The organism is Erwinia sp. AC075 (assembly GCF_979253995.1).
This window is the reverse complement of the sequence record NZ_CEEDEU010000001.1, coordinates 1,153,424-1,180,210: the sequence shown is the minus strand read 5'-3', so window position 1 is coordinate 1,180,210 and position 26,787 is coordinate 1,153,424. Positions and strand designations below refer to the sequence as shown.

The following is a 26,787-nucleotide window of genomic DNA, read 5'->3' as shown; positions in this document are numbered from 1 at the left end:
TTTATTCCCTTTTTGCCTGAAAAAACGTCAGTTATCCCGGCAAACTTTGGGGCAGACCGGAGAGTGCGGTACACTCTGACTATTGCCTGATTTTTCAGATGACTTATGCGCACATTATTCTCCACGCTTCTGCTGGGGCTGAGCCTGTTCAGTGCCTCAACCTGGTCCGCTTCGCCCGGCGATATTCGTCAGAGCGGTTTTGTCTATTGCGTCAACGGCGCGGTCACCACCTTTAACCCACAGTTAGCCAGCGGCGGCCTGGTGGTTGATACGCTGGCGGCCCAGCTGTATGACCGTCTGCTGGATGTTGACCCCTATACCTACCGGCTGATCCCGGAACTGGCGCAAAGCTGGGAAGTGCTGGATAACGGCGCTACCTACCGTTTTCATCTGCGGGATAATGTCCATTTCCAGAAAACAGCCTGGTTCTCCCCTACCCGCACGCTGAATGCCGACGATGTGGTGTTCAGCTTCCAGCGCATTTTTGACCGCCAGTCGCCGTGGCATAACGTCAATGGCGGCAGCTATCCCTATTTCGACAGCCTGCAGTTCGCCGATGCCGTGCAAAGCGTGAAGAAGCTGGATAAAAATACCGTTGAGATCCGCCTGCACAACCCGGACGCCTCATTCCTCTGGCATATCGCCACCCATTATGCGCCGGTGCTTTCCGCCGAATATGCCGATCGCTTGACCAAGGAAGATCGCCAGGAACAGATGGATCGCCAGCCGGTCGGCACCGGTCCGTTTATGTTAAGCAGCTATCGCACCGGGCAATATATCCGTCTGGCGCGTAATCCGGAGTACTGGAAAGGCCTGCCGCGCATGCCGCAGGTGGTGATTGATATGGGCGCTGGCGGCACGGGCCGGCTGTCGAAGTTACTGACCGGCGAGTGCGACGTACTGGCCTATCCTGCCGCCAGCCAGATTTCCATTCTGCGCGACGATCCGCGTCTGCGTCTGACCTTGCGTCCGGGGATGAATATTGCCTATCTGGCGTTTAACACCCGCAAAGCGCCGCTGGATCGCGTTGAGGTGCGTCAGGCGCTGGCGCTGGCGATTAACAACGAACGTCTGATGGAATCCATTTATTACGGCACGGCGGAAACCGCGGCATCTATTCTGCCGCGCGCGTCCTGGGCTTACGATAATGAAGCCAGAGTGACCGAATATAATCCGAAAAAAGCCCGTGAAGAGCTAAAGGCGCTGGGCTTGACCGATCTGCATCTGAATTTATGGGTGCCGTCAGCGTCCCAGTCGTGGAATCCCAGCCCGTTAAAAACGGCTGAGCTGATTCAGGCGGATCTGGCGCAAATCGGCGTCACGGTCACCATCGTCTCGGTTGAAGGCCGGTTCCAGGAAGCGCGCCTGATGCAGATGAATCATGACCTGACGCTGACGGGCTGGTCGACGGACAGTAACGACCCGGACAGCTTCTTCCGTCCGCTGTTAAGCTGCGCGGCGATCGGCTCGCAGACCAACTATGCTCACTGGTGCGACCCGGCCTTTGACGAGGTGCTGCATAAGGCGTTGCTTTCTCAGCAGCTGGCTTCGCGCATTGACTATTACGATCGGGCACAACGCATGCTCGCCCAGTCGCTGCCGGTGCTGCCTCTGGCCTATTCCCTACGCCTGCAGGCCTATCGCCACGATATTCAGGGCCTGGTGTTGAGCCCGTTCGGTAACGCGTCGTTTGCCGGCGTGCACCGTGATAAAGGCGAGGAGAAATAACCATGGTGATTTATACGCTGCGACGCCTGGTGCTGTGGCTGGTTACCCTGTTTATGCTGACGCTGGTGGGCTTCAGCCTCAGTTACTTTACGCCGCATGCGCCTTTACAAGGGGCATCGCTCTCAGACGCCTTCTTCTTCTGGTACAAAGGCCTGTTCCAGCTGGATTTTGGCGTTTCCAGTATCAACGGCGAGCCAATTGGTCAGCAGATCCGCGAGGTGTTTCCCGCCACGCTGGAGCTGTGCATTATGGCTTTCGCGCTGGCGATGTTTATTGGTATTCCGCTGGGAATTGCCGCCGGCGTGATGCGCAATAAATGGCAGGATAAAACCATCAGCGCGCTGGCGTTGCTGGGTTTTTCGATGCCGGTATTCTGGCTGGCGCTGCTACTGACGCTGTTCTTCTCGCTGAACCTCGGCTGGTTGCCGGTTTCTGGCCGCTTTGACCTGCTGTACCCGGTGAAGAATGTCACCGGCTTCGCGCTGATTGATGCGTGGATCAGTCCTTCGCCGTGGCGCCATGAGATGCTGGTCAGTGCGCTGATGCACCTGATTTTGCCGGTCACCGCCCTCGCCGTCGCGCCGACAACGGAAGTAGTGCGTCTGCTGCGCATCAGTACCCGCGAAGTGATGGAGCAGAACTATATTAAGGCGGCTGCCACCCGCGGCCTGTCACGGTTTACCATCATTCGCCGCCACGTGCTGCATAACGCCCTGCCACCGGTGATCCCACGCCTGGGCCTGCAATTTTCCACCATGTTAACGCTGGCGATGGTTACCGAAGTGGTGTTCAGCTGGCCGGGACTTGGTCGCTGGCTGGTGGATGCCATTCGTCAGCAGGATTACGCGGCGATTTCCGCCGGGGTGATGATGGTGGGCGGTCTGGTGATCACGGTAAACGTGCTGGCCGATATTCTGGGTGCCGCGTTGACGCCGCTGAAGCATAAAGAATGGAACGCCGTCCGCTAGGCGCAATCGCAGGGCAGCTTGAAAAATCGCCTGACTGCGCCAGACTTTAGGCATCGATTAAAGGAGGTCAGTCATGCCCTACGATTCACGAAGTGCCTTACCCGACAGCGTTCAGCATGTGCTTCCTGCTCATGCTCAGGACATTTATATGGCCGCATTTAACAGTGCCTGGGATGAGTATAAAGATAAAAAAGACCGCAAGGATGACAGCTCGCGGGAAGAAGTGGCCCATAAAGTGGCCTGGGCGGCGGTTAAGCATCAGTACGAAAAAGGCGACGATGATAAGTGGCATAAAAAGTCATCGTAATCAGAAGGCCTTAATGCTGGAAATCCTGATGCGGCTTGCTGAAAATTCTCACGCATTATGCTGACCTGAACCGCCGCCCGGCGGTTTATTTTTTTGTGCCCGACCACACCCAGTGCTGAATTTCCGGCAGGTCTTCGCCATATTCGCGCACGTAATGATGGTGTTTCTGCAGACGTTGCTGCAGATCGTCAACGGCCTGTGGATGACGGTCGGCCACTCCCGGAACATGGCGGATGGCCGACAGCGCCAGGTGATAGCGATCCAGCTCATTCAGCACCGTCATATCAAATGGCGTGGTGGTGGTTCCCTCTTCATTAAATCCATGCACGTGGAAGTTATGATGATTGTTACGCTGGTAGGTCAGTCGGTGAACCAGGTTTGGATAACCATGGAAAGCGAAAACGACCGGCTTATCGCGGGTGAACAGCGCATCAAACTCCGTCTCAGATTTGCCATGAGGATGTTGCTGCTGGGTTTGCAATGCCAGCAGGTCGACCACATTCACCACGCGGACGCGTAATTCCGGCAAAATCTCACCTAACAGGTCGACTGCCGCCAGCGTTTCCAGCGTTGGCACATCGCCGGCACAGGCCATCACCACATCAGGTTCGCCCTCACTGCTCGCCCAACGCCACTCACTCATACCGGCTTCGCAATGGGCAATCGCAGCTGGCATATCCAGCCATTGCGGTGAAGGCTGCTTGCCGGCAACGATCACATTAATGCGATCCCAGGTGCGCAGACAGTGATCGCCTACCCACAGCAGCGTGTTGGCATCCGGCGGCAGGTAAATCCGCACGATGTCGGCTTTCTTATTGGCAACATGATCGATAAAGCCGGGATCCTGATGGCTGTAACCGTTGTGGTCCTGCCGCCAGACGTGTGAAGAAAGCAGATAATTCAGCGACGACACCGGCTTGCGCCACCCCAGTTTGCGCGTCACCTTCAGCCATTTCGCGTGCTGGTTGAACATCGAATCTACGATATGAATAAACGCTTCGTAGCAGTTAAACAGGCCGTGACGGCCCGTCAGAAGATAGCCCTCCAACCAGCCCTGACACTGATGTTCGCTGAGGATCTCCATCACTCTGCCATCGCGGGCTAACTGCTCATCATATGTCTTCAGCGGCGCCATCCAGCTGCGGCTGGTGGCGTCGAATACCGGGGTGAGCCGGTTCGATGCGGTTTCATCCGGACCAAAAAGACGGAAATTATCAGGATTGCGGTGGAATATCTCCGCGAGATAATGACCCAACTGTTCCGTAGCGCCTCCGGTTGTGCTGCCTGGCTGACCGGTCTCCAGCGCGAACGCATGGATATCGGGTGCGCTCAGCTCGCGACGAAGGCGACCGCCGTTGGCATAAGGTGACGACCCCATCCGTTTATTCGCCGCAGGCACCAGCGCGCGGAGTTCAGCTATCAGTGAGCCATTATCGTCAAACAGTTCCTGCGGCTGATAACTGCGCATCCAGTTCTCTAAAATTTCCCGATGCGCGTCGTTTTCCCGACAGGCCGAGACCGGCACCTGATGCGCACGCCAGAAATCCTCGACCTTTTTGCCATCTACCTCTTTTGGCCCGGTCCAGCCTTTCGGGCTGCGAAACACAATCATTGGCCATCGTGGAACAGTCTCTGAGCCATTACCCGAACGGGCCTGCTGCTGGATATCGGCAATTTTGGAGAAAGCCGAATCCAGTGCCGATGCCATTTGCTGATGCATGTCGGCAGGTTCGTGCCCCGAGACAAACAGCGGCGCGTAGCCATAGCCGCTAAACAGCTGCGTGAGGTCCTCGTCACTGCTGCGCCCGAGAATGGTCGGGCTGGCAATTTTATAGCCATTTAGATGCAGGATGGGCAGTACTGCGCCATCACGCTGGGCATTGAGAAATTTTATACCGTGCCAGCTTGAGGCGAGCGGCCCGGTTTCCGCTTCACCGTCACCAATCACACAAGGCACAATCAGCTCGGGATGATCGAAAGCGGCGCCAAAGGCATGGGATAAAGAATACCCCAGCTCGCCCCCTTCATTGATTGAACCCGGCGTTTCCGGTGCTGCATGACTGGGTATGCCGCCGGGAAATGAAAACTGTTTGAACAGTCGCTGCATACCCGCTTCGTCTTCGCTGACGTCGGGATAAATTTCACTGTAACTGCCTTCCAGCCAGGTATTTGCCACCATCGCGGGGCCGCCGTGCCCCGGCCCACAGATAAACAGCAGATCCCGATCGCGCTGACGGATAATGCGGTTCAAATGGGCGTAAATAAAATTCAGGCCGGGAGTGGTCCCCCAGTGCCCAAGCAGGCGGGGCTTGATGTGCTCTGGCAAAAGAGGATTGCGTAATAACGGATTACCCATCAGGTAAATCTGCCCCACCGAAAGATAGTTTGCAGCGCGCCAGTATTTATCCAGCAGCGCCAGTTCGTGGGTCACGGTTTCTTCTGCCATCATTTTTTCTCCCGATAGTTAGCCTTCAACTAACCGTACTCGAGGATCACCGATCGCGCGAACCAGCGGACCGGTAGTGGCTGGGATCGGATGGACGCGTCGTGGCGGGTGAAGCGGTCACCCTTAGGGTATTAACGTTAGCCCACGTTGTAGCAGCAGTTAACACACCCAAATCTCATTCAGATATTTTGACAAACAGAAGCAAATAACCCGCCTTTCGCAAAATAATCATCAGGAGTATCATTCTTCACATCGAGGAAGAACGCCTCATTATGAATAAATCAAACTCAGGAAACGATCATGAAATCAGTCAAAAATTTAGTTGCGATTATTGCCCTCTCTACACTTTCTTTCGGTAGCTTTGCGCAAAGCATCACCGCTTCAGCCTCCTCTCTGGATGGTGCAGAAGCACAAATCGCCGCCCAGGCACAGGAACTCGGTGCAAAATATAAAATCACCGAAGCAAGCTCTAACAACTACGTGCACATGACTGCAGAGCTGATTAAATAATAAAACGCTTCGGGTCGCCCGTCCGGCGGCCCTGATAGCGTTAAATTCTGCCCGCACAGTGACTTCGGAAGGAATACCTGTCTATGTTCAGCAAACTACTCAGCAGCATTTTCAAACGCGGGAATGAAAATTCCACGGAAATGCATTTCGATACTACTCAGCAACAGGAAAATACGATGTCTAATCACTTTCTGGACCTGGCAAAACAACGCCGGACTATTTATGCACTGGGTAAAGACATGCCTGTCGCGGATGAAGAAGCGATCGATACGATTAAAGAGGCGGTGAAACAGGCCCCTTCTGCCTTTAACTCCCAAAGTTCCCGTATCGTTATCCTGCTGGGAAAAGAGCATAACCGTTTCTGGGAAATCACCCGTGAGCAGCTGAGAAAAATCGTGCCGGCGGATCACTTTGCGGGAACCTCTGCCAAAGTCGATGGCTTTGCCGCTGCAGCAGGCTCGGTACTGTTCTTCGAAGATCAGGACGTGGTGAAAACGCTTCAGGAGCAGTTTGCTTCTTATGCTGATAATTTCCCGGTCTGGTCTGAACACAGCACCGGCATTGCACAGTACGCCGTATGGCTGGCACTGGCCGAAAAAGGCATTGGCGCTAACCTGCAGCACTACAATCCCCTGATAGACAGCGATGTGAAGACTGCCTGGCAGATCCCTGAGTCGTGGAAATTGAGGGCACACATGAACTTTGGCTCAATTGAAGCGCCAGCAGGCGAAAAAACCTACATTGATGACGACCAGCGCTTCATCATTGCAAAGTAAAACCTCTTCAGGCCGCCGCCAGGCGGCTTGTTATTAACGGCCTCTCTATTCTCAACAATTCATTTCTCCTGTTGTTCTTCCTGCCTGATTTATCTTTTTCACTGTCATCATTAACGTGTAGGTAATTAGCGTTTACGCTAAAGTCACTCACTGATTTTCATCCGGGCGCCCACTATGCCAGCAGTTATTTCCACAGAATCCTTCAACAGCATCGTTCATTTTGTGACGGCGGCAAATTGCAGCAGCTTTACCGAAGCCGCTGAACAGCTGGGGGTGTCGAAATCGGCAATTGGGAAAAGTATTCAGCGCCTTGAACATAATCTGGGAACCGCGCTGTTCCACCGCACCACCCGAAAAATCAGCCTGACGACGGAAGGTGAAGCCTATCTCGCCAGTTGCCAGAGCGCGCTGGAAACGCTGCAAATGGCCGAGATGGCATTGCGCTCTAAGCTGACGGAACCCACGGGCACGGTGAGGATTGATTTGCCGGCGGCATTTGGCCGATCGGTAATGATGCCGATTTTGATGGATATGACAAAGCGCTACCCCCACCTGAAGCTGACGATCATCTTTAATGACCGCATCATCGACCCACTGGATATTGGCTTCGATCTCGCGATTCGTTTTGGCGCTGTAAAAGACACCACCGATCTTATCGCCCGCAAGCTGAACGACCAGCAGCTGATCATTTGCGCGTCTCCTGACTATCTGTCGGCTTACGGCAAGCCGGAGACTCTGGACGATCTCAATCATCATCGCTGTGTGCTCGCCTGGCGCGGTGGCGCACCGCTCAGCTGGTTGATTCGTGATAGTGAGGGGAAAGATGTCAGAATTAAGCCCACGCCTTTTCATCAAATAAGTGATGGCGATGCGATGATCGATGCCTGCATTGCCGGCGCGGGCCTGATTCAGTTTCCGCAAGCATTGTTGCGGCCTCATATACAAAGCGGCAAGTTAGTGCCGATACTTTCGGCCTGCAATCCCGCCCCCACCGAGCTGAATGTGATCTGGCCACGCGCCCGTCATTTACTGCCCGGCGTGCGCTTTATCATTGATGAGCTTATTGCGTTAGCCGGACAAAAAACCTTCGCGTGATTGTAGAATTTAATTCTACACTCTGTGCCCTTTCAGCCTGTTTATCCACTTCCACGTTCGGCGTAGGATTTCTTCAACGTCAGGTGTTCTGACAGTTCATCAACTTATGAAGGGGTTCTACCATGCCAGTAGTAAATATTCAGATGTTCGACGGTCGTGATGATGCCAAACCGGCTATCGCTAAAGCGGTGACCGACGCTATCGCCACCCATGCCAACGTTGATCCACAGTATGTCTACGTCATTTTCAACGACGTCACCACCGACAACTGGGCAATTTCAGGTGAGATTTTTGCTGAGACGCTGAAAAAATCGGGCTGAGATGCAGCCATAGCGGCCGTTATGTCTTTGTCCTTAACGGCCTGTGCCACTTCAGTGCGCACTCCCCGCTTTCTCCGTTGTACTTCCGCCTCCTCCCCGATCTCTGGAGATCTTCATGAAAAATTAAATTACCTGCGTATTCCACCTGGCCGTCAATGACGGACAATTTCCGGCGTTTAAAGAGTTAGTTTCCCGCGTGGTCGAAGCCACCAGCAAAGAGCCCGGCACCCTCAGCTATGTCTATAGCATCAGCGACGACCAGAAAACGGCCCACATTGTTGAGCGTTATCGCCAGCAGGATGTGGTAAGCCATGTCGACATCACGTTCGCGCCTTTCGCCGAAGCCTTTCTCTCTTTGGTGACCATCACCGGCCTGACGGTTTACGGTGAGCCGGATGATGAAATTCGTGCACGACTGAACCCATTCGGTGCCGTGTATATGAAACCCTTCGATGGCTTTACCCGCTAAACTCCTTCAACAGACCAAAAAAGACACTGCTATGAAACTGTATGTTTACGATCACTGCCCGTTCCCGTCTTTACTTGAACAAACCGATTCGCTGGTTGCGGAAATGAATGAGAAACTTGCCGCGCTGGAAACGTTAATATCAGTGACGAAGCGTGACGGTGAGACATTATCACTGACCGATATTCGCCTTTTCCCCCTGCTGCGTTCATTATCCATCGTCAAGGGAATGCACTGGCCGCCACGGGTTGATGCCTGGCGCAGAGAGATTGCCCTGCGATCTCAGGTCAATCTCAACGACGATATCGCTATATAATGCCGGTCTGCGGGTAAATCCCACGCCACGCCGGAGCCTATTGAAGCTGCATTTACTAAACTGGCCGATGAACTTTCCCACCATCCGCTGTCATTATCGACGGATGCACTACAGGTGCTGGCAGGGTTGGTATTTATCCGTGAGATAACACACCACCTGGCTATTACGGCCATCCACTGCGCATGACTTTCAGGCAAAAAATAGCCGGTTACTCCCAAGAGGTGTAACCGGCAATACGTCTAAGCACATATTATTATTGTGGAGAACTTTTTACGAAAGCTGACTGTTATTCGTAATGGATAACGGTGCGGATAGATTTACCTTCGTGCATCAGATCGAATGCATCGTTGATGTCATCCAGACCCATGGTGTGCGTGACAAACGGCTCGAGCTCAATATCCCCTTTCATCGCGTCTTCAACCATTCCAGGCAACTGACTGCGGCCTTTAACGCCACCGAACGCCGAGCCTTTCCACTGACGACCGGTTACCAGCTGGAACGGACGCGTGGAGATCTCTTTACCTGCACCGGCGACGCCAATAATGATGGACTGACCCCAACCACGGTGTGAAGACTCAAGCGCGGCACGCATCACGTTCACATTGCCAATACATTCAAATGAGTGATCAACACCCCAGCCGGTCATTTCAATAATGACTTCCTGAATGGGCTTGTCGAAATCGTTTGGATTAATACAGTCGGTCGCGCCGAATTTTTTAGCCAGCTCAAACTTGCCTGGGTTGGTGTCGATAGCAATGATGCGACCCGCTTTCGCCTGACGCGCGCCCTGAATCGCTGCAAGGCCGATACCGCCCAGGCCAAAGATAGCTACCGAGTCGCCTGCCTGCACTTTAGCCGTATTGTGAACTGCACCAATACCGGTGGTCACGCCACAACCCAACAGGCAAACGTGCTCGTGATTGGCTTCCGGATTGATCTTTGCCAGTGAGACTTCAGCAACCACGGTGTACTCGCTGAATGTTGAACAGCCCATATAGTGATAGATAGGCTGGCCGTTATAGGAGAAACGCGTGGTGCCATCGGGCATCAGGCCTTTGCCCTGGGTGGCACGAACGGCGGTGCACAGATTGGTTTTGCCGGATTTACAGAACAGGCACTCGCCACATTCAGCGGTGTACAGCGGGATGACGTGATCGCCTGGCTTGACGCTGGTGACCCCTTCACCCACTTCAACCACCACACCCGCACCTTCATGGCCCAGCACCGCAGGGAACACCCCTTCAGGATCGTCGCCAGACAAGGTGAAGGCATCCGTATGACACACGCCGGTATGGCTGATTTTCACCAGCACTTCGCCAGCACGCGGCGGCTCAACGTCGAGCTCGACAATTTCTAAAGGCTTCCCTGGACCAAACGCAACCGCAGCACGAGATTTCATATATTGCACTCCACATAAATAGGGTTAGAGGAAGCGGAGGGAGAGATCGTGAGTCTCAGTTTCGCCGCTCTCTGCAGGGATGAATGATTCATCATGGGGAAGAGTATAGATCGCATACCCCTATGGGGTATATAGATTAAGGGTATTAAATAGTGCTTAATGAATTAATTGATTGTTATCAAAAGAATTTAAATGTCGCTAAAGGGTTTTGACAATATTTTGGCGGGTGCTTCTGATATTTGGCTGACTGAGCAGATGCGCAGTTTTTTGGACATAAAGCAGCCTGTAGGTGGGCTGCCGGCATCGAGATGACTGAACATACTAACAGGACGTTATTTGAAGTAGGATTTAACGAGCTTGACCAGCTCACCGATATCTTCACCCGCCTCGCTGTCAGGCTTCAATTTGTCGGCAAACTCTTCTTTTATATAGCTTTCGAGGATTTCGGTCATCAGGCCATTCATCGCGCCTCTGACTGCTGCCATTTGCATCAGTACCGGGGCACAATCCGCACCCGCTTCCAGCGAACGCTGTATCCCTTCGCATTGCCCCTGAATCCTTTTTATTCTGTTTAGCGCGCGTTTCTTATCTTCGGGGGAGTGTGGCATACATCCTCATATAGGGTACCGGGGTATATTATGACATGACGTTATAACTGATATGGGCGAAAACTGACAGGATAATTATTCCCCCAGAAAGACCTTAACGCCTTCAGTGATGGACGTTAGCGGACAGTTTGCCAGAGGGGAACGGCTTCACCAATACCCCCACCCTCTACCTTCAGGTTTTTAATGCATCAATCACGATTCTTAATGCCGGTGACACATTCCGATGCGGGTAATAGAGGAATGAACCCTCCAGGCGTTGGCTGTAACGCTGTAACACTCTGATCAATCTCCCCCGCTGCAGATCATCGGATACCAGTTCCTCTGGAACATAAGCCAATCCAAGACCACGCCTGGCGGCTTCGGCCTCCATATAACTGTCAGAAAAGGCCCATTGTCCCTGAGGCCGGTGGGTGATTTTTTTTGCCTGCTGGTTAAGTTCCCATGCATACACGCTGCCGTCGGCAAGCTGGTAGGCAATACAGGGATGCGCCACTAAATCCTCCGGAGTTTGTGGAAAGCCGTAACGACGAAAATGTTCAGGTGTAGCAACAATCGCCATCTCCATATCGGGCGTAATTCGTACCGCGATCATGCCTTGTCCGACCTCAGGACCAAGACGTATGCCAGCATCGAATCTTTCCGCAATGATATCGACAAACCGGCTTTCGCTGATCAGCTCCAGCCGGATATCCGGATAACGTTGTTGAAAAACCGCCAGCTTGGGCAGGAGGACTTTATCAATGGCATGCTGGCTGGCATTAATACGCACGGTGCCAGAAGGCGTCTGACGATAATGTGCCAGTGTGGCCAGTCCACTATTCAGAGCATCGAATCCGGTCTCCGCCGTCTTGTAGAGCTGCTCCCCGGCCTGGGTCAGCGATAGCCTGCGTGTGGTACGGACCAAAAGTTGTACCCCTAACCTTTCCTCAAGCTCGCGGACAGAACGGCTAATGCCAGACTGAGCGAGGCCAAGCCGCTGCGCTGCGGCAGTAAAACTGCCTTCCCGCACCACCTGCATAAACAGGTAAAGCTCATTGTAGTTTTCCCGTTTGGCCATCACCGTTCCCATGCATCTCGATCTATACCAATAGGGTATGAATCCTAGCACTTTCCGCCGTCTAATCATCACTATTTACGCTAAGTATAATCCCCCTTTCGAGCTCAAATGCAGCGCCTTCCCTTGCGGAAACTGCATTCACACCGTGTTTTTCAAGGGGAGTCTTTTATGAAAATTTTCACCCGTAAAGTCACAGCTGTCATACCCGCGTTACTGCTATGCACGTCATTAAGTGGAGTTACAACAATGAGTCACGCTGAATCAACCAATCCAAATGCGCCCGTGTCGATGGTGGCGAAATGGGACAAAACCTTTGTTGAAAGCAGTAAGGTCGAACATCGTAAGGTGACCTTCCCAACCCGTTACGGGATAACTCTGGTCGGCGATCTGTATATTCCTAAAGATCGTGGAGACCGCAAGCTTGCAGCAATTGCGGTCAGCGGTCCCTTTGGCGCGGTCAAAGAGCAATCCAGCGGTTTATACGCGCAGACACTGGCAGAAGATGGGTTTGTTACCCTGGCCTTTGATCCCTCCTATACCGGGGAAAGCGGCGGCTCGCCTCGCAATGTTGCCTCTCCGGATATCAACACCGAAGACTTTAGTGCTGCGGTAGATTTCCTTGGTTTACAAAAAGAGGTCGATCGCAACCGCATCGGTATTCTCGGCATCTGCGGCTGGGGAGGTATGGCGCTGAATGCAGCAGCAATGGATACCCGCGTCAAAGCAGTCGCGACCAGCGTTATGTACGACATGAGCCGCGCCATGGGCCATGGTGTTGGCGACGGAAAAGACCGCTATTCAACGGCCGACCGCCGTGCGGTATTACACTATCTGAACGAGCAGCGTTGGAAGGATGCAGAAAGCGGCAAAACCGCCTATGCGGGTCATGATATTTACGTTGATGAGAGCGGGAAAGTAACGACTTCCGAACGTATTCTACCGGAAACCTTACCCGCAAATCCCAATCCGGTATTGAAAGAGTTCTTCGATTATTACCGTATGCCGCGCGGGTTCCATCCGCGTTCGGTTAACTCTGCCGGTGCCTGGACAGCCACAACGCCCTTATCGTTTATGAATATGCCATTGCTGAGCTATGCCAATGAAATCACTATTCCAACGTTAATCGTTACCGGTGAAAAAGCCCATTCACGCTATTTCGCGGAAGATGCCTTTAAGGCGGTTGGCAGCAAAGATAAAGAACTGGTGATTGTCCCGGGCGCTAACCATGTCGATTTATACGACAACGTTGCCGGTAAGATACCTTTCACCCGCTTTGAAACGTTTTTTAAAACCCGCTTACGTTAACCTCCCGAGAATGATTGGTTTATAAAACCGCCTGTCAGCGACAGGCGGTTTCTCATTCAGGGCTGATATTTAGAGAAGTTAATACTATGTCGATAGTTAAAACATCCCATAACCCGCAGCGTGCAAACTGGACTGGTATTTTTGCGATGACCCTCTGCGCTTTCGTCCTGGTTGCTTCTGAATTTTTGCCTGTCAGCCTGCTCACGCCGGTTGCCAACGATTTACACGTCACCGAAGGGCTGGCTGGGCTCGGAATCGCCATCTCCGGCGCACTGGCTGTACTGACCAGTCTGACAATTTCTGACATTGCCGCCAATATTAACCGCAAATATCTTCTGCTGGGAATGACGGTATTAATGGCCATATCGGGGATGATCATCGCGCAGGCTTCCAGCTATCTGGTCTATATGTCAGGGCGTGCGCTGATTGGTATTGCCATCGGTGGATTCTGGTCTCTCTCTGCGGCAACGGCCATTCGTCTGGTGCCCTCGCATCGGGTATCCCATGCGCTGGCTATTTTTAATGGCGGCAATGCGCTGGCGACTGTCGTGGCAGCCCCGTTGGGGAGCTATCTTGGCGCAACCATCGGGTGGCGCGGTGCCTTCATCTGCATTGTCCCTGTTGCGCTGGTCGCCTTCATCTGGCAATGGTTGAGTCTGCCAGATATGCCCGGTAATAAGACGAATCAACCTCGCGGGAGGGTTTTTCGGCTATTAAGCCGTCCTGTTGTTTTAATTGGCATGCTGGCGTGTGGTTTATTTTTTATGGGGCAGTTTACCTTATTTACCTATGTGCGCCCGTTTCTGGAAACCGTCACTCAGGTAAACCCGTCCGGCTTATCACTGATTTTGCTTATTATCGGTGTTTCAGGTTTGGTTGGGACGTTAATCGTTTCCCTCTTTCTCAACGCGCGGTTTTACCCGACGCTCATTGCCATCCCTTTTCTTATGGCCATTATCGCCGGACTGTTAATGCTAGCGGGTCACAACGTCTGGTTGGTTGCGCCGCTATTAGGGCTTTGGGGAATGCTTGCAACTGCCGCACCAACGGGATGGTGGACATGGATCGCACGGACGCTGCCCGAGAATGCCGAGGCAGGCGGCGGTCTGATGGTCGCCGTGGTTCAGCTGTCGATCGCCCTGGGGTCAACGGCTGGCGGGATGGTGTTTGATCATCTGGGCTGGCTGAGTGCGTTTGGACTGAGCGGTGTGTTGCTACTTAGTGCGGTTGTCATGACATTTTTCACCTCTCGATCTCAATAAAACGCCGGGGTTTCACACTGCCCCGCAACTTCTCCTGAAGCCACGCCGCCATTTTCCCGCGAAGAGTAAATGCAGTTTGACGGATGACGTTTTCATTTTCTTTAACGAAATATTTATACGGAGACGATACATTTATTTAATCACGGGAATGTTTTACTTTTTTCAGATGAGTGCCACAATAGACATACGACATAAGTAGCACGCTATTATAAAGTGCACTATGTAGTTAAGCGATAACCCTTATCATTTGTAATGACAGCACCAGGGAATACCTACACTACAACCCCAAACACATAAAATTGCCTCCGCAGAATAGCGTCAGCCGCGAACGTAAAATTGACGTATTAACAACGTCATAACCGGCGTCACCCTGCGAGAGGCATCAGGAATATCTTTATGAGAAACCAACTTATAGAACGGCCGGTGGCCGTAAAGCATAACATTCGTGAACTCAGGATCGCCGCCGGCTTCTCTCAGCAAACTGCCGCAGAGCGTTTCGATCTCAGCCTGCGCGTTTGGCAGATGAAAGAGACGGGAAAGAATCCTACCCCGCTCAGCCAGGGAGAATACGAATTGCTATTGTTACTGGCCGGAGAGCATCCTAATTTTGCCCTTTTGTCTCAAAAGAAAAAATAAGCCGTTCTGCTCACAGGGTTCCTGAGGCTTGTAATGTTGTATTGAACCCTATCCAAAATTAAAGTCCATTTCCCGCCCCTTATCCGCGCCTCAGCAATTCATTAGGCTGATAATGAATGATTGTTTCTCACTGATAGCGCGCGCAACGTCGCAAAGGCCCGAAAAATAAAACCATAACACCCTGAAAAACAATACTAAAAATTAATTTGGCTTTATTTTTACCTCCAGTAAATTTAGTCGTTTATTCACCTGTCAATTCTCTGATCGCCACCTATAATACAATTTTTCTGATTGACCGGGGAGAATGAATAAACCTCTGAAGCATCCACTAAAAGATAAAAATTAGCGTATCTACACCTGCAAAGATTGATGTTAATGGATAAAAAATAACTAAAAAAATTGCCTAATGGGTCTGTCTGACCAGAAACGATCAGTACTCTTACACCAGGAAATAAGAATGAAAAACCTACTTAACCGCACCAGTTTGCCTGCAAAGTTTCTACTGCTTGGGCTGTTTTCAGCGATTCTGTTTTTTTTGCCCACGGCTTTATTCATTCAAAGCGGCAGTCAGGCTATTGATGCAAAAAAAATTGAACTCAGCGGCATTCCGGTAGAGAAAAAAATGCTGACGCTGCTTAATAAAATCCAGCGTCACCGCGCCGAAAGCGCCATTGCGATTTCTCAACATAAACCTGACAACGCGCCTCGCCTGGCGTTGGCTGAAGATGCCAGCCGGGATCTCACAACGATCATCACCGACCTCAAGCAGGTGGATAACACTGCCCAGCCGCTGACCAGTTTGGCGACGTTCAATGATGATTGGCAGCAGTTGCAAAACGATATTTTAGCCGGGAGATTGAGCCTGTCTGACAGCCTGCAGCGCCACGCCAGCCTGATTCAAAAACTGCTGATAGCGAATCAGAATGTGCTGGATTTTTATGGCTTAACGCTGGATGCCGATCTCAATACTTATCAGTTTATTATCAGTATTTTTAGTCGCTTACCTCAGCTGACCGAAACCCTCGGACAAATCAGAGCCAGTGGCGCGTCTGTTATTGCTGCGGGCAATAACGTCACCGAGGCGGATCGCAGTCGTATGGCGTTTCAAATCGAAAGTGGCAAAACCGCCCTCGCACAGTTCAACAGCAATATGGAAAAAGTGTTCACTATCGAACCCAGCCTGCGTGAAATCTTTGCCCGTTCAGATCAGGATGCGAATAAGCAGGCCAATGACGCCCTGCAACTGGCGGAGCATATCTTTGTCAGTAAAAGCGTTACCGTCGCGCCCGCCGAATACATTCGCGTTTTCACCCAGTCAATAAACCGTTACGCAGAGTTAGGGTCGAATAGCGCGGATAAACTGTCCCAGATGCTGGAAAGTCAGGCAACCGAAAAACGCCATGCTCAATTCTGGCTGCTGGCCGGCTTATTCAGTATCGCGTTACTCGCGGTGTATACGGCGGTTATGATTTCGCGATCGGTCACCGGACCGGTGGAATTGGCAGTTAATGCGGCAAGCAAAGTGGCTGCAGGCGATTTAACGACCTCGTTTACGGTGACAGGAACGAATGAGATGTCCACGTTGTTAAACGCGTTGCTGCTGATGCAGAACCGTTTGGCAGAGCTTGTCTCAGGCATCAAATCCAATGCTATCACCATCGCAACCTCTTCCGAAGAGATAGCCAGCGGTAACGGCGATCTCTCTTCTCGTACCGAACAGCAGGCGGCTTCGCTTGCTGAGACTGCCGCGAGTATGGAGCAGTTAGCGTCCATCATCAGTCATAACGCAGAAAATACCCGCTATGCGTCCACCATGGCAGAATCGGCAACCAATGCTGCCCTTCTCAGTGGAAATGCCATGGAATCCGTGATGGAAACGATGCATAAGATCCGCGGCAGTTCCGGAAAAATTGAAGAGATCACCAGCGTGATTGACGGCATCGCTTTCCAGACCAATATTCTGGCGCTCAATGCCGCGGTTGAAGCGGCGCGTGCCGGGGAATCAGGCAAAGGATTTGCGGTGGTCGCCTCTGAAGTGCGCGCCCTTGCGCAACGATCGGCTGCTGCAGCGAAAGAGATTAAAGGGTTAATTGAGCAGTCGGTTGATCATGCCCATGAGGGGATCGCGATGGCTAAGAATGCAGGAGATAGGGTCAGGCAGAGCGTGGAGGCCATTGAGCAGACCTCACAATTGATCCGCGATATTTCAACCTCATCCGCTGAGCAAAGCAGCGGTATTACGCAGATTAATATCGCCGTAAATCAAATGGATCAGGTAACCCAACAAAACGCCGTGCTGGTTGAGGAATCGGCCACCTCGGCAGATGATCTGGCACACCGTGCGGCTCACCTTCGGGACATGGTGGCCGTTTTCCGTACCGCATCCTGAGCCTCTGACCCAAAAGGGCCCGTCACCTCAGGCAACGGGCCCATTTGCGAAAAAAGACCGCTCGGTAAACCAGACGGTTTCCGTTAGTTACCGCGATAGGTCGAATAACCGTACTGGCTCAGCAGTAACGGGATATGGTAATGCCCGCCATTTTCCACATGGAACAACACCGGGATCTCAGGGAAAAACGTTGGCTTGCCCGCGCTCTTATAGTAATCGCCGGTTTTGAATACCACCTTGTAATCGCCTTCAGTCATCGGCTTATCCTGCGGAAACAGTGCGGCGATGCGCCCATGGTCATCCGTTTTGCCTGACGCCAGGTTAACCCAGTTATCCTTTTGGCGCTGTTGGAGTTCAACCTCCACGCCCGGCGTTGGCGTACCCGTTTCCAGGTTGAGGACATGGACGCTGAGCGGATTGGCAACGGGCGCAGTTTGCGCAGCACCGGCTGTGCAGGAGGCGGCGAAAAGCGATAAAAAGACAATTTTAGGGAAAGTGTTCATGAGTTGGCTCCGCGTTGTAATTGCTAGCTATATTCAACGACATTGATAGCTCACTCAATTTTTCTCTCAAATATCTGAAATTTCCCAGATTGTCTTCCCGCGCTCTTCCCGGCCGATCACCTCCCACCTTCCCGGCCTGTACAGTTATTGTTTATCCGCGTTTAAAACGTCCTTAATGTTGTCTTCATCAACCGGATGGGGAGGGTTCCCCCACTGACCTCTGACGTAATTGACGATATCCCGCATCTGCTGGGGCTGAAGCAGGCCATGATAGGCAGGCATTTTGTAGGGAATGCTTCCCTGGGTGACCGGTGTTTCTGCGCCGAACGCGATGACCTTGATCAGATTGTCGGGCTCCTCAGCGCTGACAGACGGGTTATTTACCAATGAGGGGACATTGTCATCGGTTCCCTTCCCGGTTGTAGCGTGACAGGTTGAGCAATAACGCAAATAGAGCGTCTGCCCGGAACCGCCTGCAGCGATCGCCCCGCGGGTTTCCGTTGCAGCCGCATGGGTATGTGAGGACGGTTTTTTATCGCTGAGGCTGACCAGGTAACTGCTGATGGCATTCAGGTCATTGTTATTCAGATACTGGGTACTTTGTGTCACAACGTCGCTCATCGGGCCCGAAATAGCGGAGTGCTTGCTTCGCCCTATTTTCAGTAAATCTTTTATTTCTTCGGCCGGAATAGCCCCATTCCTGAGCGAGGGTGCATACCAACCGTCAATCATGGCGCCACTCAGGAAAGAGGCATCAGAACTGTCGTACGATTTTTCCTGCATGCCAATCCCCCGCGGTGTATGGCAGGCACCACAATGGCCAGGACCTTCGACAAGGTATTTACCGCGCTGAATTAACCCGTCGTCGACTCCCGCCGGGATTTTAACCTCTTCGTTGCTATCGGTGAACATCCAGTTCCAGATACCCAGCGGCCAACGCGGAGAGAATATCCACGGTATTTCTCCCGGACTATTTTTTTGTGCTGATGCTTTCACATCCTGTTTAAAATAGGTGTAGAGCGCGTGGATATCTTCATCGTTCATTTTGGCATATGACGGATAGGGCATCGCCGGATAAAGATAATGCCCATCGCGGGCCACGCCTTTTCTGACCGCTTTTTCAAAATCTGCGTAACTGTATAAACCGATTCCCTCTTTCACATCCGGCGTAATGTTGGTTGAAAAAATATCCCCTAAGGGAGTATGAAATCGTTTACCTCCCGCCATTACATCGCCGCCCTCTTTGGTATGGCATGCGACGCAGTCCGAAATACGCGCCACATACTCTCCCTCTGGAGACGCGGCGAAACAGCTGGCAGAAATAATCAACGCGCTTGTCAGGATAATTTTAATCATGGCGTTAACCCAGGTTCTTCAGTTCATTGACGGCTCGCCATGCCTGATCAATGGCTGCATGAGCATAAGCACTCCAGTCGGAGTCAGAATTGGCGATGGCAATACGCCCAATTGGCTTGCGTGCTTCTTTGATGATCTCCGGCATTTTATCCATGTCATCGAAAAGTGAGCTGGCATAATAGGCGTAGCCATGGGCCCAACGGTTAACCGTGATGCCCGCAATATCCCGTTGATGATCAAATCCTGTCGAGCCAAGCATTTCCTGCAACTGCTCACGGATCATCTGTTCGTGAGTCTCGAAGGTTGTTCCTAATAACCAGGCGCGTCCGCGTTGAAACTGCTCGCGTGCGGTGAGGTTACTGCCGGGATAGGTGGGAACGTAGACCATATGAATAAGCATCGGGTCATCCGCATTACGCGGGTGATGGTATTTCCCCATACTGACGGGATAATCAAGTTTGACCCGACTGTACGGCGCGGCGGGAGAATAAAATTCATGGATACCCAGATCGGTAAAGGATCGCCAGTTGCGGATGGCCACGTTGGTATACACCAGTGGCGCCTTAACGTTCATTCGCAAATACGCTTTCTGTTCCTCCGGCGTTTCGGGGACGAGGAACGGAATCATCATGTTATAACCGGCCATGATGGTATTGCGACCGCGTACGCGATAAGGGTGTCCCTGATGGATATAGGTGACGATAACGCCGTTGTTGGTATTTTTCGCATTGATCACAATGCTGTTCAGGCGCAGACGCGTGCTATTTTCTTTCGTGTCCAGACGGCTGTAATCAAGGGTTGAGGTCACGGCGTCTGCCATCGACTCTCCGGGTAATGCATCCGGAATCAGATGCCTGACCAGCATCCGCGTCAGGCCTGCATTGCCATCCGGGAAATGATAGGTGTAGGGTTCTTCCAGATCGGCAAGGGATTCCTCATCCAGCGGCGGCAGATGCATCGCCTCCATGCCTGGCAAGGCGCAGACCCGTGCGTCACTGCAGGAAATGCCCTCAATGCCGATGGCGAAAAAATCATTGGTACGCTGCTGGAAATAGAGCAACGCCATTTTGCTCAGACCGACTTTTTCAGACAGAAATTCGCTGTAACTGTGCTTATCCATCCACGCGAGTTTTTCGTCGACTTTCATCCCCGGCAGATAGTCTTTTGGTCTGACATGCAGTTCGATTAACGCGGCTTTGTCGGTTTCACCGAGCGGGAAATCGTTGATGAAATCTTCAATTTTGCGGCCGTTCAGTCTGTCAGCGGGAATATCGTCTGATACTGCCCGTCCCGGATCGCCGCTGACGATGCGGGTTTCCCCGAAGTTCTTTTTATCGAAAAATACCCCACGACTCAGATTCAGGTCGGGATAAAAGTTTTGGTCAAAGCCCGCTTTCATTTTAACGACGCTGATGCCGACATCGGCCAGCAGTTTATTCACTTCAGGACTGAAATTATGTTTTGGCGATTGAAAGGATTCACTGCCACCGTATCCAATCAGTGTGCTTTTTCCCGCGGTAAATTCGTTCCGTTTAGCATGTCCGCCAAAATCGTCATGATTATCGAGGATCAGGATCTTTTTATCTTTGCCTGCCACCTGCTGCCAGAAACAAGCGGACGCCAGGCCGCTGATGCCGCCACCCACGATCACCAGATCGTATTCTTCCTCAACCGTCAGGGAATCGAAGTCGAATTTTTGATGCTCACGTCCGAGGGCATGCGCCATCTCAAATGAACCGGGGTGATTTCCGCGCAACCCCATTAAAGAGGGAGGATAATACTCCCCGGCTTTCTCAGCTATACCGTTTTCTTCCGCCCTGGCCAGATCCCAGGGCGTTAACCCGGCAACGACCGTCAGCGCAACACCGTTAAGAAAATCACGTCGGGTAATGGACATTTTTAACCTTTAAAGTCTGTTAATTATCGGGTGAAGCAAAATGCTTAAATGTGACCCACTCTTTTCCGCCGCGCCTGATGGAAAAGAGCGTCAAGGTGGCGTTATCACTTCGAGGATTGCAGCTCAGCATCCAGTTTTTTTGAATCGTAATAATCGCCCTGATAGGTAATTTTGCCCTTTACCACCTTAATAAAGCTGACGCCTTCAAATTTGATTTTGTTATTTGTTGCCGGACTCCCCGCCCACTCACCCGAATTGGTTCCTGTAAACGTCCACTGAAAGGCAATGGTGTCTTTGTTGTAAACGGGCTTGCTGGTCATTTTCCATTGCAGGTCGGGCACCGCATGAATAAACGCGCCAATCACCTCTTTTTCTGCCCTGTCCTTGCCGTTAACGGGTGAACCCGTTGCCGCGTCGTAATAAATGACATCGTTAGCCAGATAACGCGACGCCTGCGAAGCGTTGTGTCCATTCCAGGCGGCCATATAATCGTTAACCACCGATTGCGGTGACTCTTCTGCCAGTACGCTAAATGAACTCAGCACAACCGTCATTGCCGCGATTTTTAGTAATTTCATGGTGAGCCTCTAATCGTTGATGTCGCACATAATGTGTTTTATGCGGGTGTATTCATCGAGGGAATAGGACGACAGGTCCTTGCCGTAACCCGATTTTTTGAACCCTCCATGGGGCATTTCTGCACACAGCGGGATGTGGTTGTTGATCCACACCGTGCCAAACTCGAGATCGATACTGAATCGCTGCGCGCGGGCATGGCTGCTGGTCCAGATGCTGGCGGCAAGACCATATTCGACGTCATTCGCTTTATTCAGCGCATCCGCCTCGTCTGAGAAGCGCTGGATGGTCATCACCGGGCCAAAAACCTCATGCTGTATGGCTTCGTCGTGCTGTTGCAGACCGGAAATAATGGTGGGTTCAAAGTAGAAGCCTGGCCCCTGGCCCGGATGGCCGCCGGCTTCAATGGTGGCGTGTGACGGCAGGCGTTCAATAAAGCCTTTAACCTGCTCGAGCTGACTGCGACTGTTCAGCGATCCGTAAAGGGCGTCGCGGTCATCTGGCAGGCCAAATTTTATCTCTCGCGTTCGCGACACCAGTTTTTCGAGGAAATCCTGATAGGCCGATTCCTCGACGAGGATGCGGGTTGCCGCCGTGCAGTCCTGCCCCGCATTGAAAAATCCGGCGGTGGTGATGATGTCCACGGCTTTGTTCATATCGGCGTCGGCAAACACGATCACCGGCGCTTTGCCGCCCAGCTCAAGGTGGGATTTAGTGAGGTTGGCGGCGGCAGACGCAGCGACCTGCAGGCCAGCCCGCACCGAGCCGGTGATCGACACCAGTGAGGCGACAGGATTCGACACCACCAGCGATCCGGTATTGGCTTTTCCCAGCACCACGTTAAAGGCGCCCGCTGGGAAGAATGGCGCCGCTAATTCCGCCAGCAAAAGTGTGCTGATGGGCGTGGTATCACTTGGCTTCAACACCACCGTATTCCCTGCCGCTAATGCCGGGGCGATCTTCCAGACCGCCATCATAAAGGGGTAATTCCATGGCGTGACCTGCCCGACAATCCCCAGCGGCTCGCGGCGGATCACCGAGGTGAATCCCGCCGCGTATTCGCCGGCGGCTTTACCTTCCAGGCAACGCGCGGCGCCGGCAAAAAAGCGGATGGCATCGCATGACGCTGCGATCTCTTCTTTCTCAATAAAATGCCTGAGCTGTCCTGTTTCTTTACTCTGCAACTCGGCCAGCCGCGTCACGTTTCGTTCAATTTCATCCGCCAGACCAAGCAGCGCCTTTTGCCGCTGGGCAGGCGTGGACTTTTTCCACACCGCAAACGCCTCTTCAGCCGCAGCATAGGCAAGATCCACCTCCGCCGTTCCCCCGTCTGGTGAAATAGCATAGGTTTCACCATCAACCGGACTGATCAGCTCAAAAAAATCCTCCCGCTGATTCGGGACATACTGTCCGTTGATAAAGTGCTGTAAGGTTTGCATCGCATTCTCCACGTCGGTTAATACATATAAGATATTATGTAATATATATTGGCGTGGTTTTTTTCAATGACTCTCTCCTTACAACATGAAGCGCCTCGCATTTTTAACAAAATGATTACAATGTTGCCCTTCCCTCTGGCATTTTGGGGGAAACCCGATGCAGTGAATTGGCATCAGGCCTGCGGTAAATAACGGATTTCACACCCCATTTCTACGGTCTGCCTGACAAAAGGCGCCCCTATTTACTGCTTCCTTGCCAGGGTGGTTTATGTTAAGTATGGCGGCCTGCATAAGGGATTTTCAGAGAAGATTATGATTACTCACGCGGTAATTTTCGCACCGATAGGACAGGCCAGCCGTTCTGATCAGATTGTTCAGCGGCTCTCCAATGCCATTGTGACCGGACTGTTAGAACCGCACGAACAGCTGCCGAATGAAACGGATTTGGCAAAGATGATGGGCGTGTCGCACATTACCATCCGGGAAGCGCTAAATACCCTGCGGGCTAATGAACTGATACACACCGTCCGGGGCCGAAATGGCGGCAGTTTTGTCTGTGAAAATGTTCTGCATTCCGGCAGGAACCTCCACCCTTTCAGGGGCATCAGTACCGATTATCTTTCCGATCTGGGAGAGATGCACAGTGCTGTTATCAGCCACAGCGCCAGGCTGGCCTCACGTAGGATGACCGACGTAGATTTGCAGCGACTGCGCGAATTTACGGCATTGCTGGCCTCGGCAGAAACCCCGGAACAGAGAACGCAGGCCGACATGCGTTGCCTGCTTGCCATCGCGGCAAGTTCACAGTCTGCCAGGCTGGCAAATCAGGAACTGCAACTGCAGGCCGAATGGGCGTCGTTGATTGCGGTGCTTTATCGCTCTGATGACGTGCATCGTGAGGTTACCGGGCTTTATGCCACGCTTACCGATGCCCTGGCGTCGCATTCAGAACAGGCAGCCGTTCAAGCCGCTTCGCAGCTGATTGATACCTTCACCGTCTATTTTTTAGAAAAGAAAATGAATTACCCTTCTGAAAAATAACCCGTATAGGCAATGTCGAAAATGAATAATTCAGAGCACATTCATGCGCTAACCCTCAAAATTGACGACATCTTTCAGTCATCTGTCGACAGTACCGGTTTATTAGCTGAGAAGATCGCCCATTGCCTTTCCGCTCATCCGCAACCCGGGCCCGAAGCATTGCTGGAAACAGGCGTCAAAGCGGCCATGCAACCGATCATCAAACTGACGCTGGATGAAAACCCCTACTGCTCGGGCGCTGGCGTTGCCAGCCACATTGAAAGCACCGCCTCTGTCGGCGAGTACTGGGTGCTGGAATGGTGGTATAAAAAAGATAACGGCTTAAAACAGGTCAGTCTGGACCTCGATCAGTCTACCCAGCAACGGCTGGATTTCCGCACCTTTGCCTGGTTCCAAACCCCGATCGCCGAAGGTAAACCCTATATCCATGGCCCTTACGTTGACTATATCTGCAATACCTCGCTGACGCTGACCGTTGCCGTCCCGGTTCGGGTTGCAGGAAACGTTTTGGGGGTTGCCGCGCTGGATATTCTGGTGAGTCGGATTGAGGAAGAACTGCTGCCGTTGTGTGCGAACGAAAAAGTCGTCCTGACTAACCTTGAAGGCCGCATCATTTTTTCGTCAAATCCCCGGCTGCGCATTGGCGAACTGTTTACGGGTGAAGCGCAACAACGGGCTTACCAAAACAGCTATGCGGCACTGTACTGGCTGTAATCCTGCACTAGGTGCAAAGGCATTACGCCGCGCCAAACGAGTCACCCTCCCACGTCATGCAGTGCAAAAAAAACCGTAGCGCCAGGCTACGGTTTTAGTCGCTCGTCTTATAAGAACATCCGCCCGGCAGCCCTCAGAACTCCTCTTTTGCTCTGAGCTTGCTGGCATATTCGATCGCATCGTTTTCCGGCGCGCTTGAACGACCGAACGGGTTTGCGACCGTCATATAAACCAGCCCGGTCAGCAGCACGACTGCGAGCCCAATCAACACCGTCCAGCGGTCCAGGAAGCCCGCGCTATCAGCAGGCTGCGCCAGCAGCCAGATGCCGCAGAGACCATAAAGTAAGGCGAAGACATTCACCAGGATGCCCCATGCACCCAACGACCATTCCCCTGCTGGCTTCCAGCCTTTCAGGCGCTGACGTAACGCGGCAAGCACCACCAGCTGGAAAGAGATGTAAATGCCAATCACGGCAAAAGCGGTGATCCGCGAGAGGTTATCCGGCTGGAAATAGACCCAGACGCAGATGATCACCGGCAGAATGCAACTGACCAGCATGGCATTGTCCGGCACGCTATTTTTAGAGATTCTGGACATCCACTGACTGCCCGGCAGCATTTTATCGCGTGAGAAAGAGAAGATAAGACGGCTCAGCGCAGCCTGAAGCGAAAGAATACACGACAGCATGGCAATAATGGCGATGACGATGAAAACGGTGGCGCCGGTGCTGCCCAATGCTTCATTGAGGATCACCGGGATAGGATCGGCGGTTTTACCGGAAACAATGCTGGCCAGATCGGGTGAAGACAGCAGATAGCCCATGACGGAAATCACGGCCGAAATTGCGCCGAATACAATACTCAGGATCATCGCTACCGGGATCTGCTTGCCGGGGTTCTTAACCTCTTCCGCCACATTGCCGCAGGCTTCGAAACCGAAAAACATAAACAGGCCCATCAGCGACGCCGACATAAATGCGGTGGTATAGCTGCCGTCCTTTGCCAACATGCCCATTGAATCAAACACCACAGAGAACGGCTGCGACCGGTGGAAGATCAACAGGTAAATCCCCAGCGCGATAACGCTGACGATTTCACACCAAAACCCAATTTTTGCCACCCGCGCCAGGTTTTTAGTCCCCGACATGTTGACGCCCATCATCATCAATAACAGCACCACTGAGGTCATTAGCAAATTGAGCGGTGACTGAACGAAGTGAAATAGCGACGCCACAAAGGTCGAAGTGTATTCCGCAATCGATGTGATGGTCACCACCAGCGCCCACAGGTAGATCCAGGCAGTAATCCAGGCAAACTTTTTGCCCCACAGCCGTCTCGCCCACGGGTAAAGGCCTCCGGTGATCGGATATTGCGATGCCACTTCACCAAACACTAAGGCAACCAGTAGCTGACCACAGGCAACAATCAGGATCCACCACACTGCGGGCGGCCCGGCTAAGGTAATGGCCAGTGCAAAGAGCGAGTACACGGCGGTTAAAGGAGAAAGGTAGGTAAAGCCGAGCGCAAAGTTGGAAATCAGACCGATTGACCGGTTGAACTGCTCTTTGCTTTCAGGTTGATGGTTATGGCTATTTTTTTCAGATGTCTGTTCCATATGTCGCTCTCTGTTGGGGCATAATCGCAGGCGATAGTGACTAATTTATAAAACATAA

General features: G+C 52.3%; 25 protein-coding genes. 15 read left to right on the top strand and 10 right to left on the bottom strand.

Annotation, left to right across the window (positions count from 1 at the left end; all coding sequences use genetic code 11):
• Positions 1-105 precede the first annotated feature (105 nt).
• The 3 genes from sapA to chaB all read left to right on the top strand — a co-directional run bounded on the left by sapA (position 106) and on the right by chaB (position 3,003).
• A complete protein-coding gene (gene sapA / locus AC0IXH_RS05610) occupies positions 106-1,728 on the top strand; it encodes an ABC transporter substrate-binding protein SapA (protein ID WP_471720130.1) in 1,623 nt (540 codons plus the stop codon).
• 2 nt (positions 1,729-1,730) lie between these two features.
• Positions 1,731-2,696, top strand: coding sequence for a putrescine export ABC transporter permease SapB (gene sapB, locus AC0IXH_RS05605; protein WP_471720129.1), 966 nt, complete (start codon positions 1,731-1,733; stop codon positions 2,694-2,696).
• A 73-nt stretch (positions 2,697-2,769) separates the two neighbouring features.
• Positions 2,770-3,003: a putative cation transport regulator ChaB gene (gene chaB / locus AC0IXH_RS05600; protein ID WP_013202329.1), complete on the top strand. Its 234-nt coding sequence runs from the start codon at positions 2,770-2,772 to the stop codon at positions 3,001-3,003.
• Between the two features lie 85 nt (positions 3,004-3,088).
• On the opposite strand, the gene AC0IXH_RS05595 is transcribed toward chaB, so the two are convergent.
• On the bottom strand, positions 3,089-5,452 hold the full coding sequence (locus AC0IXH_RS05595; protein ID WP_151037354.1) for a phosphoketolase family protein: 2,364 nt from the start codon (positions 5,450-5,452) through the stop codon (positions 3,089-3,091).
• 297 nt (positions 5,453-5,749) lie between these two features.
• Here AC0IXH_RS05595 and AC0IXH_RS05590 point away from each other — a divergent pair, with 297 nt between their 5' ends.
• The 6 genes from AC0IXH_RS05590 to AC0IXH_RS05565 all read left to right on the top strand — a co-directional run bounded on the left by AC0IXH_RS05590 (position 5,750) and on the right by AC0IXH_RS05565 (position 8,932).
• Positions 5,750-5,959, top strand: coding sequence for a YdgH/BhsA/McbA-like domain containing protein (locus AC0IXH_RS05590; protein ID WP_105759713.1), 210 nt, complete (start codon positions 5,750-5,752; stop codon positions 5,957-5,959).
• A gap of 176 nt (positions 5,960-6,135) precedes the next feature.
• A complete protein-coding gene (locus AC0IXH_RS05585) occupies positions 6,136-6,735 on the top strand; it encodes a nitroreductase family protein (RefSeq protein WP_041692323.1) in 600 nt (199 codons plus the stop codon).
• A gap of 174 nt (positions 6,736-6,909) precedes the next feature.
• Positions 6,910-7,830, top strand: coding sequence for a LysR family transcriptional regulator (locus AC0IXH_RS05580; protein ID WP_471720128.1), 921 nt, complete (start codon positions 6,910-6,912; stop codon positions 7,828-7,830).
• A 122-nt stretch (positions 7,831-7,952) separates the two neighbouring features.
• Positions 7,953-8,150: a tautomerase family protein gene (locus AC0IXH_RS05575; protein ID WP_013202334.1), complete on the top strand. Its 198-nt coding sequence runs from the start codon at positions 7,953-7,955 to the stop codon at positions 8,148-8,150.
• A gap of 127 nt (positions 8,151-8,277) precedes the next feature.
• The gene (locus AC0IXH_RS05570) at positions 8,278-8,619 is read left to right on the top strand and encodes a putative quinol monooxygenase (RefSeq protein ID WP_471721123.1); all 342 of its coding nucleotides are present in this window, start codon (positions 8,278-8,280) and stop codon (positions 8,617-8,619) included.
• A 31-nt stretch (positions 8,620-8,650) separates the two neighbouring features.
• Positions 8,651-8,932 (top strand): glutathione S-transferase family protein, encoded by a 282-nt coding sequence (locus AC0IXH_RS05565; protein WP_471720127.1) that lies wholly within the window; start codon positions 8,651-8,653, stop codon positions 8,930-8,932.
• 286 nt (positions 8,933-9,218) lie between these two features.
• Here the strand turns inward: AC0IXH_RS05565 and AC0IXH_RS05560 are convergent, their stop codons facing one another.
• From AC0IXH_RS05560 to AC0IXH_RS05550, 3 genes are all read right to left on the bottom strand, one after another.
• Complete coding sequence (locus tag AC0IXH_RS05560; RefSeq protein WP_105759716.1) at positions 9,219-10,331, bottom strand: S-(hydroxymethyl)glutathione dehydrogenase/class III alcohol dehydrogenase; 1,113 nt, start codon at positions 10,329-10,331, stop codon at positions 9,219-9,221.
• 332 nt (positions 10,332-10,663) lie between these two features.
• Positions 10,664-10,939, bottom strand: coding sequence for a metal/formaldehyde-sensitive transcriptional repressor (locus tag AC0IXH_RS05555; protein WP_471720126.1), 276 nt, complete (start codon positions 10,937-10,939; stop codon positions 10,664-10,666).
• 172 nt (positions 10,940-11,111) lie between these two features.
• Positions 11,112-11,996 carry a LysR family transcriptional regulator gene (locus AC0IXH_RS05550; protein ID WP_471721122.1) on the bottom strand — a complete coding sequence of 295 codons (885 nt, stop codon included), beginning with the start codon at positions 11,994-11,996 and terminating at the stop codon, positions 11,112-11,114.
• 168 nt (positions 11,997-12,164) lie between these two features.
• On the opposite strand from AC0IXH_RS05550, the gene AC0IXH_RS05545 reads away from it, so the two are divergent.
• The 4 genes from AC0IXH_RS05545 (at position 12,165) to AC0IXH_RS05530 (ending at position 17,588) form a co-directional block, all read left to right on the top strand.
• Entirely contained in the window at positions 12,165-13,301 is a 1,137-nt protein-coding gene (locus AC0IXH_RS05545; protein ID WP_471720125.1) for an alpha/beta hydrolase, read from the top strand.
• A gap of 86 nt (positions 13,302-13,387) precedes the next feature.
• Positions 13,388-14,563: an MFS transporter gene (locus tag AC0IXH_RS05540; RefSeq protein WP_471720124.1), complete on the top strand. Its 1,176-nt coding sequence runs from the start codon at positions 13,388-13,390 to the stop codon at positions 14,561-14,563.
• A gap of 396 nt (positions 14,564-14,959) precedes the next feature.
• The gene (locus tag AC0IXH_RS05535; RefSeq protein ID WP_013202343.1) at positions 14,960-15,199 is read left to right on the top strand and encodes a hypothetical protein; all 240 of its coding nucleotides are present in this window, start codon (positions 14,960-14,962) and stop codon (positions 15,197-15,199) included.
• Positions 15,200-15,656: 457 nt separating this feature from the next.
• Positions 15,657-17,588, top strand: a complete 1,932-nt coding sequence (locus AC0IXH_RS05530) for a methyl-accepting chemotaxis protein (protein WP_346597387.1) — start codon at positions 15,657-15,659, stop codon at positions 17,586-17,588.
• 83 nt (positions 17,589-17,671) lie between these two features.
• On the opposite strand, the gene uraH is transcribed toward AC0IXH_RS05530, so the two are convergent.
• The 5 genes from uraH to AC0IXH_RS05505 all read right to left on the bottom strand — a co-directional run bounded on the left by uraH (position 17,672) and on the right by AC0IXH_RS05505 (position 23,359).
• A complete protein-coding gene (uraH, locus tag AC0IXH_RS05525) occupies positions 17,672-18,091 on the bottom strand; it encodes a hydroxyisourate hydrolase (RefSeq protein ID WP_455863726.1) in 420 nt (139 codons plus the stop codon).
• 144 nt (positions 18,092-18,235) lie between these two features.
• Positions 18,236-19,447, bottom strand: coding sequence for a c-type cytochrome (locus tag AC0IXH_RS05520; protein ID WP_471720123.1), 1,212 nt, complete (start codon positions 19,445-19,447; stop codon positions 18,236-18,238).
• A 4-nt stretch (positions 19,448-19,451) separates the two neighbouring features.
• Positions 19,452-21,344, bottom strand: coding sequence for an NAD(P)-binding protein (locus AC0IXH_RS05515; protein ID WP_471720122.1), 1,893 nt, complete (start codon positions 21,342-21,344; stop codon positions 19,452-19,454).
• A gap of 104 nt (positions 21,345-21,448) precedes the next feature.
• Positions 21,449-21,922, bottom strand: a complete 474-nt coding sequence (locus tag AC0IXH_RS05510; protein ID WP_013202348.1) for an ester cyclase — start codon at positions 21,920-21,922, stop codon at positions 21,449-21,451.
• 9 nt (positions 21,923-21,931) lie between these two features.
• Positions 21,932-23,359 (bottom strand): gamma-aminobutyraldehyde dehydrogenase, encoded by a 1,428-nt coding sequence (locus tag AC0IXH_RS05505; protein ID WP_346567415.1) that lies wholly within the window; start codon positions 23,357-23,359, stop codon positions 21,932-21,934.
• 312 nt (positions 23,360-23,671) lie between these two features.
• On the opposite strand from AC0IXH_RS05505, the gene AC0IXH_RS05500 reads away from it, so the two are divergent.
• Together AC0IXH_RS05500 and AC0IXH_RS05495 are read left to right on the top strand one after the other, a co-directional pair.
• Positions 23,672-24,400, top strand: coding sequence for a FadR/GntR family transcriptional regulator (locus AC0IXH_RS05500; RefSeq protein WP_471720121.1), 729 nt, complete (start codon positions 23,672-23,674; stop codon positions 24,398-24,400).
• 21 nt (positions 24,401-24,421) lie between these two features.
• A complete protein-coding gene (locus AC0IXH_RS05495; protein ID WP_471720120.1) occupies positions 24,422-25,114 on the top strand; it encodes a cache domain-containing protein in 693 nt (230 codons plus the stop codon).
• Between the two features lie 133 nt (positions 25,115-25,247).
• Here AC0IXH_RS05495 and AC0IXH_RS05490 read toward each other — a convergent pair whose 3' ends face one another.
• A complete protein-coding gene (locus AC0IXH_RS05490; RefSeq protein ID WP_105759726.1) occupies positions 25,248-26,729 on the bottom strand; it encodes an APC family permease in 1,482 nt (493 codons plus the stop codon).
• Positions 26,730-26,787: the final 58 nt, after the last annotated feature.

Coding starts and splice junctions, on each gene's coding strand:
- AC0IXH_RS05580 (WP_471720128.1), top strand. CDS start 6,910: ATGCCAGCAGTTATTTCCACAGAATCCTTCAACAGCATCGTTCATTTT.
- AC0IXH_RS05530 (WP_346597387.1), top strand. CDS start 15,657: ATGAAAAACCTACTTAACCGCACCAGTTTGCCTGCAAAGTTTCTACTG.
- AC0IXH_RS05590 (WP_105759713.1), top strand. CDS start 5,750: ATGAAATCAGTCAAAAATTTAGTTGCGATTATTGCCCTCTCTACACTT.
- AC0IXH_RS05595 (WP_151037354.1), bottom strand. CDS start 5,452: ATGATGGCAGAAGAAACCGTGACCCACGAACTGGCGCTGCTGGATAAA.
- AC0IXH_RS05575 (WP_013202334.1), top strand. CDS start 7,953: ATGCCAGTAGTAAATATTCAGATGTTCGACGGTCGTGATGATGCCAAA.
- AC0IXH_RS05560 (WP_105759716.1), bottom strand. CDS start 10,331: ATGAAATCTCGTGCTGCGGTTGCGTTTGGTCCAGGGAAGCCTTTAGAA.
- AC0IXH_RS05490 (WP_105759726.1), bottom strand. CDS start 26,729: ATGGAACAGACATCTGAAAAAAATAGCCATAACCATCAACCTGAAAGC.
- AC0IXH_RS05585 (WP_041692323.1), top strand. CDS start 6,136: ATGTCTAATCACTTTCTGGACCTGGCAAAACAACGCCGGACTATTTAT.
- chaB (WP_013202329.1), top strand. CDS start 2,770: ATGCCCTACGATTCACGAAGTGCCTTACCCGACAGCGTTCAGCATGTG.
- AC0IXH_RS05565 (WP_471720127.1), top strand. CDS start 8,651: ATGAAACTGTATGTTTACGATCACTGCCCGTTCCCGTCTTTACTTGAA.
- AC0IXH_RS05520 (WP_471720123.1), bottom strand. CDS start 19,447: ATGATTAAAATTATCCTGACAAGCGCGTTGATTATTTCTGCCAGCTGT.
- AC0IXH_RS05500 (WP_471720121.1), top strand. CDS start 23,672: ATGATTACTCACGCGGTAATTTTCGCACCGATAGGACAGGCCAGCCGT.
- AC0IXH_RS05545 (WP_471720125.1), top strand. CDS start 12,165: ATGAAAATTTTCACCCGTAAAGTCACAGCTGTCATACCCGCGTTACTG.
- AC0IXH_RS05555 (WP_471720126.1), bottom strand. CDS start 10,939: ATGCCACACTCCCCCGAAGATAAGAAACGCGCGCTAAACAGAATAAAA.
- uraH (WP_455863726.1), bottom strand. CDS start 18,091: ATGAACACTTTCCCTAAAATTGTCTTTTTATCGCTTTTCGCCGCCTCC.
- sapA (WP_471720130.1), top strand. CDS start 106: ATGCGCACATTATTCTCCACGCTTCTGCTGGGGCTGAGCCTGTTCAGT.
- AC0IXH_RS05495 (WP_471720120.1), top strand. CDS start 24,422: ATGAATAATTCAGAGCACATTCATGCGCTAACCCTCAAAATTGACGAC.
- AC0IXH_RS05550 (WP_471721122.1), bottom strand. CDS start 11,996: ATGGCCAAACGGGAAAACTACAATGAGCTTTACCTGTTTATGCAGGTG.
- AC0IXH_RS05505 (WP_346567415.1), bottom strand. CDS start 23,359: ATGCAAACCTTACAGCACTTTATCAACGGACAGTATGTCCCGAATCAG.
- AC0IXH_RS05510 (WP_013202348.1), bottom strand. CDS start 21,922: ATGAAATTACTAAAAATCGCGGCAATGACGGTTGTGCTGAGTTCATTT.
- AC0IXH_RS05535 (WP_013202343.1), top strand. CDS start 14,960: ATGAGAAACCAACTTATAGAACGGCCGGTGGCCGTAAAGCATAACATT.
- sapB (WP_471720129.1), top strand. CDS start 1,731: ATGGTGATTTATACGCTGCGACGCCTGGTGCTGTGGCTGGTTACCCTG.
- AC0IXH_RS05540 (WP_471720124.1), top strand. CDS start 13,388: ATGTCGATAGTTAAAACATCCCATAACCCGCAGCGTGCAAACTGGACT.
- AC0IXH_RS05515 (WP_471720122.1), bottom strand. CDS start 21,344: ATGTCCATTACCCGACGTGATTTTCTTAACGGTGTTGCGCTGACGGTC.